The sequence below is a fragment of the Sulfurivirga sp. genome (assembly GCF_015490265.1).
Taxonomy (GTDB): domain Bacteria; phylum Pseudomonadota; class Gammaproteobacteria; order Thiomicrospirales; family Thiomicrospiraceae; genus Sulfurivirga.
In genome coordinates this window covers 1-5,827 of record NZ_WFYD01000042.1, presented here as the reverse complement: position 1 = coordinate 5,827, position 5,827 = coordinate 1, and the positions used below count along the sequence as shown (strand labels likewise).

Here is a 5,827-nt window from a genome sequence, read left to right as displayed (position 1 = left end):
ATGCCATTCTAAAGCCTGCTGCCCTGCGCTGGCAGGCGGACGGCACCCCGGTGGCCGAAACCTTCGGGGATGTCTATTTCTCCCGCGCCGGCGGGCCGGCGGAGAGCGAATATGTCTTTCTGCGCCACAACGGTCTGCCGCAACGCTTTGAAAAGGCGGATACCTTCGTCATTGCCGAGACCGGCTTCGGCACCGGTCTGAACATGCTGCTCACCTGCGCCGCCTGGGCGGAGCGGGCGCCGACGGAGGCGCATCTGCATCTTGTCAGTTTCGAGAAATATCCGTTGCGGCCGGATGATCTGCGCCTTGCCCATGCCCACTGGCCTGAACTGGCTCGCTGGTGCGAGCGGCTGCAGCGTCATTACCCGCCGCTGCTGCCGGGCTGGCACCGGCTGCCCATGGCGCGCAACATCGACCTGTGGCTGTGGTTCGGCGACGTGCACGAAGGGCTGGCTGACCTGAATGTGGCGGTGGATGCCTGGTATCTGGACGGGTTTGCCCCGGCGAAGAATCCGGACATGTGGACGGAGCCGCTGTTCGAGCAGATGGCGCGTCTGAGCGCCCCGGAAGCGACCTTCGCCACCTTTACCGCCGCTGGCGTGGTGCGGCGCGGGCTGCAGGGGGTGGGCTTTACGGTGGAGAAGGTGCCCGGTTTCGGGCGCAAGCGGGAGATGCTGCGCGGTCGGTGGAACGGATCGGCGCGGCAGGAACGGGTGTCCCCGCCGCGCACCCTGGCGGTCATTGGCGCCGGGCTGGCCGGCGCTCATGTGGCGCGGCGTGCCGCCGAAGCGGGAGTTCATGTGACCGTGTTCGAAGCGGTGCATCCTGCCCATGGCGCCTCCGGCAACCGGGCCGGGGTGTTCCATCCGCTTGTCTCCGCGGACTGGAACCCGCGCAGTCGCTGGTATCAGCTGGCGCTGGAAAGCCTGCGGTGGCATCTGGAGCGGCTTCCGCCTGATGAAGGCGGCTTCACAGGGCTGACCCATGTAGCGGTGACGGAGACCTGGCAGTGGCGTTTCGAACGCTTTGCCCGGCGTTTTGTCGAGCATAATGGCGTGGAGTCTTCACCCTCTCTGTGTGAGAACGCACCACCCGCGTGGCGTTACGGGTGGGCCGGCTGGCTGTCTCCGCCCCGCTGGGTGGCGCAGCTGCTGGAACACCCGGGCATCACGCTGCGGCAGCAGCGGGTGGAGGGCATTCAAATGTCGGAAAGGGGTTGGATGGACGTGGCCGGCCACAGGTTCGACGCGGTGGTGGTGGCCACCGGCGCCTGGACGCCGCCGCTGGAGCGGGCCCCGGCGGACATGATCCGCCCCGTGGCCGGTCAGGTGGACCTGTTCGAGCCCGTTGCCGCGCCCATGGCGCACCCCTGGGTGCATGAAGGCTACACGGTGCCGGTGGACGAGGGCTGGGTGTGTGGCGCCACGTTCGTCAAGCAGGACCCCTTCGGGCTGAAGGTTTCCGCTTCCGCCACGGCGGAAAACCAGGCACGGCTGCGGCGGGCCTGTCCGTCACTGCCGCCGCTGAAGTCGCGGTCGGCGCGGGTGAGCGTGCGCCCCACCACGCGGGATCACACGCCCATCGTCGGCCTGTGGCCGGGCGTGGCGCGGGTGGCGGTGTCCCTGGGACACGGCGCCCGGGGCCTCCTCTCCACCCCGCTGGCGGCGGAATGGCTCTGTGCTGATCTGGGGCTGATCCGCATGCCGCAGTTCCACAGTCTGCGTCGGTTGAGCGCACCGCACCGCTTTTTCGATCATTGAGGCTATAATTCAAATCCATGCAATCAACAGAGCGGAAAATCCCCATGCGCTGGCTCACAGGTGGACTGATGTTGCTCTTGCTCGCAGGTTGCGCCCCTTGGCTGCCCACCCGGCAGGCTGCGCCCGAGGCGCAGGTGGTGCAGGCAACGCCGCTGATGGCGTGGGTGACGCTCAAGACACGGCAGGCACCGGATGCGGCCCGGCGGGCGGCCCTGCTGGCCGAGGCAAGGGCGCAGCTCTCCCGGCGCCTGACAGCGCTGAGCCGCAAGCCGGTGGACGAAGAGGTGGCCCGTCATCCGGCCTTCATGCGTCGGGCGCTTGCCGCCATGGGCTGGCAGCCGCTGAAGATCGACCCGCCGGTGCAGGTGGTGCAGGCGGCCTGGCAGGCGAAACAGGGCGTGTTCGACCTGCAGGCGCAGGTGGATCTGGCCGCATGGGTGGCGCAGCTGCGTCGGCAGGTGGTGCAGCTGGATGAAAAGCTGGCCCGTTTCAAACGGGTGCCGGACAGGGTGAACACCCTGCGCCAGCTGCGCGCCCTGCTGCCGGCGTGGCCGCTGCTGCTGCAGCGTCAGCAGCTGCGCACGCTGCTGTGGCGGTTCGACGCGGAAAGCCGTCTGACCAAGGCCGACCGCATGGCGCGCATGTTGCGTGAGCGTCTGCGCACGCTGGATGAGGCGCTGGTGGTGGAGGTGGATACCGAAATCGAGCGGCGCCCCGCCTTCGCCCGCCTGTTGCGCGCCGCGCTGCGTCAGGAGGGGTTCAGCGACCGTGCCGGACCGGCGGATCTCTTCGTCTTCTATGAAGTGCAAGATGACAGCGCTCATCGCGTGGCTGGCGGTGTTGCCGTACACTATGCCGTGCGCCTCAAGCTGGCCGATGGTGATGGGGCGCCTTTCGCCGAATACGCGCTGGAAAGCGCCGCGACGGCCGAGACCGAGAAGCTGGCCCGTCAGCAGGCGATGTCACAGCTGGCGGAAAGCGTGGTGGATCGGCTTGTCAACAAAGTGCTGCTGGCGGAATACCGGCTGATGCGGCAAAAAGCTCAACGAGAGGAGAACGACAAAGATGCGTTGCATTCTGGGAATCATTCTGCTGCTGCTGATCATGGCGGCGGTCATCATGTTCGTGCCGGACAGTCGTGACGGCTTCCACGACGCCATCGGCGCGCTGCATGGGGTGGTGGAAACGCTGAGCGAGTGGGGGGATCGCATCACCGGCGCGGCGGACCGGGCCCAGGATGCGGCCAAAAGCGCGGCGGAGGCGGCTGACAAGGCCAAGGCCGCCGTGGAACGCATCACCGACTGAAATCCTTCTGTCCGAGCAGGTCGATGGGGCCGCTGCCCTGGCCCAGCGACCAGCCCGTGGACGCCAGTCGCCGCTGCAGCCAGTTGATCGCCGTCTCCACCGCCGTTTCCAGCGGCTCTCCATGGGCCAGCCGGGTGGCGATGGCGCTGGAGAGCGCGCAGCCGGTGCCGTGGGTGTGGCGCGTCGACAGCCGGGCGTGACTGAAACGCCTCGGCGCCTCACCCGGCCGGCACAGCCAGTCCTCCAGTCTGTCTCCCTCGCCGTGTCCGCCCTTGAGCAGACACGGGGTCTCCCCCATTTTTACCAGCTCGTCGCAGAGCGCGGCCGCCGAGCGCAGGTTTTTTCCAAGAATCCGGGCCGCTTCCGGCAGGTTGGGGGTGATCAGCGTCGCCCGGCGCAGCAGGGCGCGGTAGCGGCCGTCCACATCGTCCAGCAGAGGGTGGCCGCTGCTGCTTCTGAGCACCGGATCCACCACCACGGGGCCGTCAAAGTCCACCAGCCGCGCCAGCGCCACTTCGGCCAGATCTGCGCTGCCCAGCATGCCGATCTTGACCGCCTGCGGGCGCAGGTCGTCCCACAGGGCGTCCAGCTGGGCGGCCACCAGATCGGCCGGTTCCGGGCGCACCTGAAACACGCCCCGGGTGTTCTGCACCGTCTGGGCGGTGATCACGGCCACGGCGTAGCCGCCATGGGCGTGAATGGCCTTGGCGTCGGCCAGCACGCCGGCGCCACCGCCAGGGTCGAAGCCGGCCAGGGTGAGCACGATCGGTGGAGTCATGGTTCGCTATAATGCCAGAAATTCCATCATGAGCCCACGTCGGGCGCATTTCCCAATCCGTTCGTCATGGGCTGATGCCATGGCGTTGTTCGCATGCGGAGGCACACCGTGCAGGAAATCGGACTGATCGTCATCGGTGACGAGATTCTCTCCGGCCGACGGCAGGACCGGCATCTGGCCAATCTGGCCGCCTCGCTCAAACCGCGTGGGCTCAAGGTGGACTGGGTGCGCATGGTGGGGGATGATCCGGCCCGTCTGACCGAGACGCTGCGGGAGACCATGGCCCGTCCGGCCATCGTCTTCTGCCACGGTGGCATCGGCGCCACCCCTGATGACCGCACCCGCCAGTGCGCCGCCCGTGCCGCCGGCCGACCGCTGATGCGCCATCAGGAAGCAGAGGCGCGCATTGTCGAACAGTTCGGCGAAGATGCCTTTCCCCATCGGGTGCGCATGGCCGACCTGCCCGAAGGGGCACGCCTGATTCCCAACCCCGTCAACAATGTGCCCGGTTTCAGTCTGCTGGAGCTGCCCGGCGGCGGCCATCACCATTTCATGCCCGGTTTTCCCCAGATGGCGCAGCCTATGACGGCCTGGCTGCTGGACGAATACTACGCCGACCTGCGTCAGCCCCGACGGGTGGAGCGGGTGGCCCGCCTGCGGGACACCAGCGAGGCGGAGTGGATCGACTTCATGGAGGCGTTCGAGCGTCGCCATCCCGACCTGCGCCTGTTCTCCCTGCCGCGGCTGGAACCGGACGGCCGGCGCAGCATCGAACTGGGGGTGGAGGGCCTGCCGGAAGCGGCGGAAGCCGGCCTGCGGGAGATCGTGGACGAGGCGCGCCGCCGCGGAGTGACGGTTGAAGAAGACTGATGTGCTCATCATCGGCGCCGGCGCGGCCGGGCTGATGTGCGCCGCGACCGCCGGCTACCGGGGCCGGCGCGTCACCGTGCTGGACCATGCCCCCAAACCGGCCGCCAAGATCCGCGTTTCCGGCGGTGGCAGGTGCAACTTCACCAACCTCAATGTAGGCGCGGAGCACTACTACGGCGCCAACCGGGATTTCGCCCGTTCGGCGCTGGCCCGCTACACCAATGAGGATTTCATCGCCCTGGTGGAGCGCCACGGCATCGAGTATGAGCAGCGTGAGCACGGCCGCCTCTACTGCCGCCACCGTGCCAGCGACATCACCCGCATGCTGCTGACCGAATGCGACTGGGCCGGGGTGGAACGGCGGCAGAACACCACCGTGGAGTCGGTCAGACGGCGGGAAGGCGGCTTCGAGGTGCGCGCCGGCGGCGAACTGTGGCGCTGCGAGTCGCTGGTGGTGGCCACCGGCGCGCTCTCCTGGCCCAAGCTGCGCGCGTCGGATTTCGGCTATCGCATGGCGCGTCAGTTCGGCCTGCCGGTGACAAAAACCCGTCCGGGGCTGGTGCCGCTGGTGATGAACGCGCGCTGGCGTCGTCACTACGGTGCGCTCAGCGGGCTGTCTCTGGCGGCGGAGGTGCGCTGCGAGGGCGTCAGCTTCGAGGAGCCGGTGCTGCTGACCCACTTCGGCCTGAGCGGGCCGGGCATTCTGCAGATTTCCAATGTGTGGCGGGAAGGGCGGCCCGTCGAGCTGAACCTGTTTCCGGGCGAGGCGCTGGAGGAGACGCTGCTGGCGCTCAAGCGGCAGGGAGGGAGTCTCCACGCCTGGCTCAAACGGCGCCTGCCGCGCCGGTTCGCGCAGGTGTGGATCGCACGGGAAAACTGGCCTGAACGGCTGGATACGCTGACCGACGCGGCGGTGCGTCAGCTGGCGTCGAACATGACCCGCTGGACCCTGTGGCCGGAGGCCACCGCCGGCTATGATCGGGCCGAGGTGACCCTCGGCGGTGTGGCGACCGAGGCGCTCTCCGGCCGCACCATGATGGCCCGTGAGGTGCCCGGCCTGTTCTTCGTCGGCGAGGTGGTGGACATCACCGGCCAGCTGGGCGGCTACAACTTT

At 68.2% G+C, this 5,827-nt stretch carries 6 protein-coding genes; 5 read left to right on the top strand and 1 reads right to left on the bottom strand.

Annotation, left to right across the window (positions count from 1 at the left end; genetic code table 11):
- From mnmD to F8K16_RS03045, 3 genes are all read left to right on the top strand, one after another.
- Window positions 1-1,760: tRNA (5-methylaminomethyl-2-thiouridine)(34)-methyltransferase MnmD (mnmD, locus tag F8K16_RS03055; protein ID WP_294946778.1), on the top strand; the 1,760-nt coding region annotated here is incomplete at its 5' end.
- Between the two features lie 68 nt (window positions 1,761-1,828).
- Window positions 1,829-2,902 (top strand): hypothetical protein, encoded by a 1,074-nt coding sequence (locus F8K16_RS03050; RefSeq protein WP_294946776.1) that lies wholly within the window; start codon window positions 1,829-1,831, stop codon window positions 2,900-2,902.
- The gene (locus F8K16_RS03045) at window positions 2,826-3,065 is read left to right on the top strand and encodes a hypothetical protein (RefSeq protein WP_294946773.1); all 240 of its coding nucleotides are present in this window, start codon (window positions 2,826-2,828) and stop codon (window positions 3,063-3,065) included. Before F8K16_RS03050 ends, F8K16_RS03045 begins: the two co-directional genes overlap by 77 nt.
- Here the strand turns inward: F8K16_RS03045 and thiD are convergent.
- Window positions 3,055-3,843, bottom strand: a complete 789-nt coding sequence (gene thiD, locus F8K16_RS03040) for a bifunctional hydroxymethylpyrimidine kinase/phosphomethylpyrimidine kinase (protein WP_294946770.1) — start codon at window positions 3,841-3,843, stop codon at window positions 3,055-3,057. The genes F8K16_RS03045 and thiD overlap by 11 nt on opposite strands.
- Before the next feature lie 108 nt (window positions 3,844-3,951).
- On the opposite strand from thiD, the gene F8K16_RS03035 reads away from it, so the two are divergent.
- Together F8K16_RS03035 and F8K16_RS03030 are read left to right on the top strand one after the other, a co-directional pair.
- Window positions 3,952-4,713 carry a molybdopterin-binding protein gene (locus F8K16_RS03035; protein ID WP_294946768.1) on the top strand — a complete coding sequence of 254 codons (762 nt, stop codon included), beginning with the start codon at window positions 3,952-3,954 and terminating at the stop codon, window positions 4,711-4,713.
- Window positions 4,700-5,827 (top strand): NAD(P)/FAD-dependent oxidoreductase (locus tag F8K16_RS03030; protein WP_294946765.1); only part of this gene is annotated, 1,128 nt, incomplete at its 3' end. The genes F8K16_RS03035 and F8K16_RS03030, both read left to right, overlap by 14 nt.

Excerpts from the sequence above, each read along its gene's own strand:
- thiD (WP_294946770.1), bottom strand. The coding sequence starts at position 3,843 with ATGACTCCACCGATCGTGCTCACCCTGGCCGGCTTCGACCCTGGCGGT.
- F8K16_RS03045 (WP_294946773.1), top strand. The coding sequence starts at position 2,826 with ATGCGTTGCATTCTGGGAATCATTCTGCTGCTGCTGATCATGGCGGCG.
- F8K16_RS03050 (WP_294946776.1), top strand. The coding sequence starts at position 1,829 with ATGTTGCTCTTGCTCGCAGGTTGCGCCCCTTGGCTGCCCACCCGGCAG.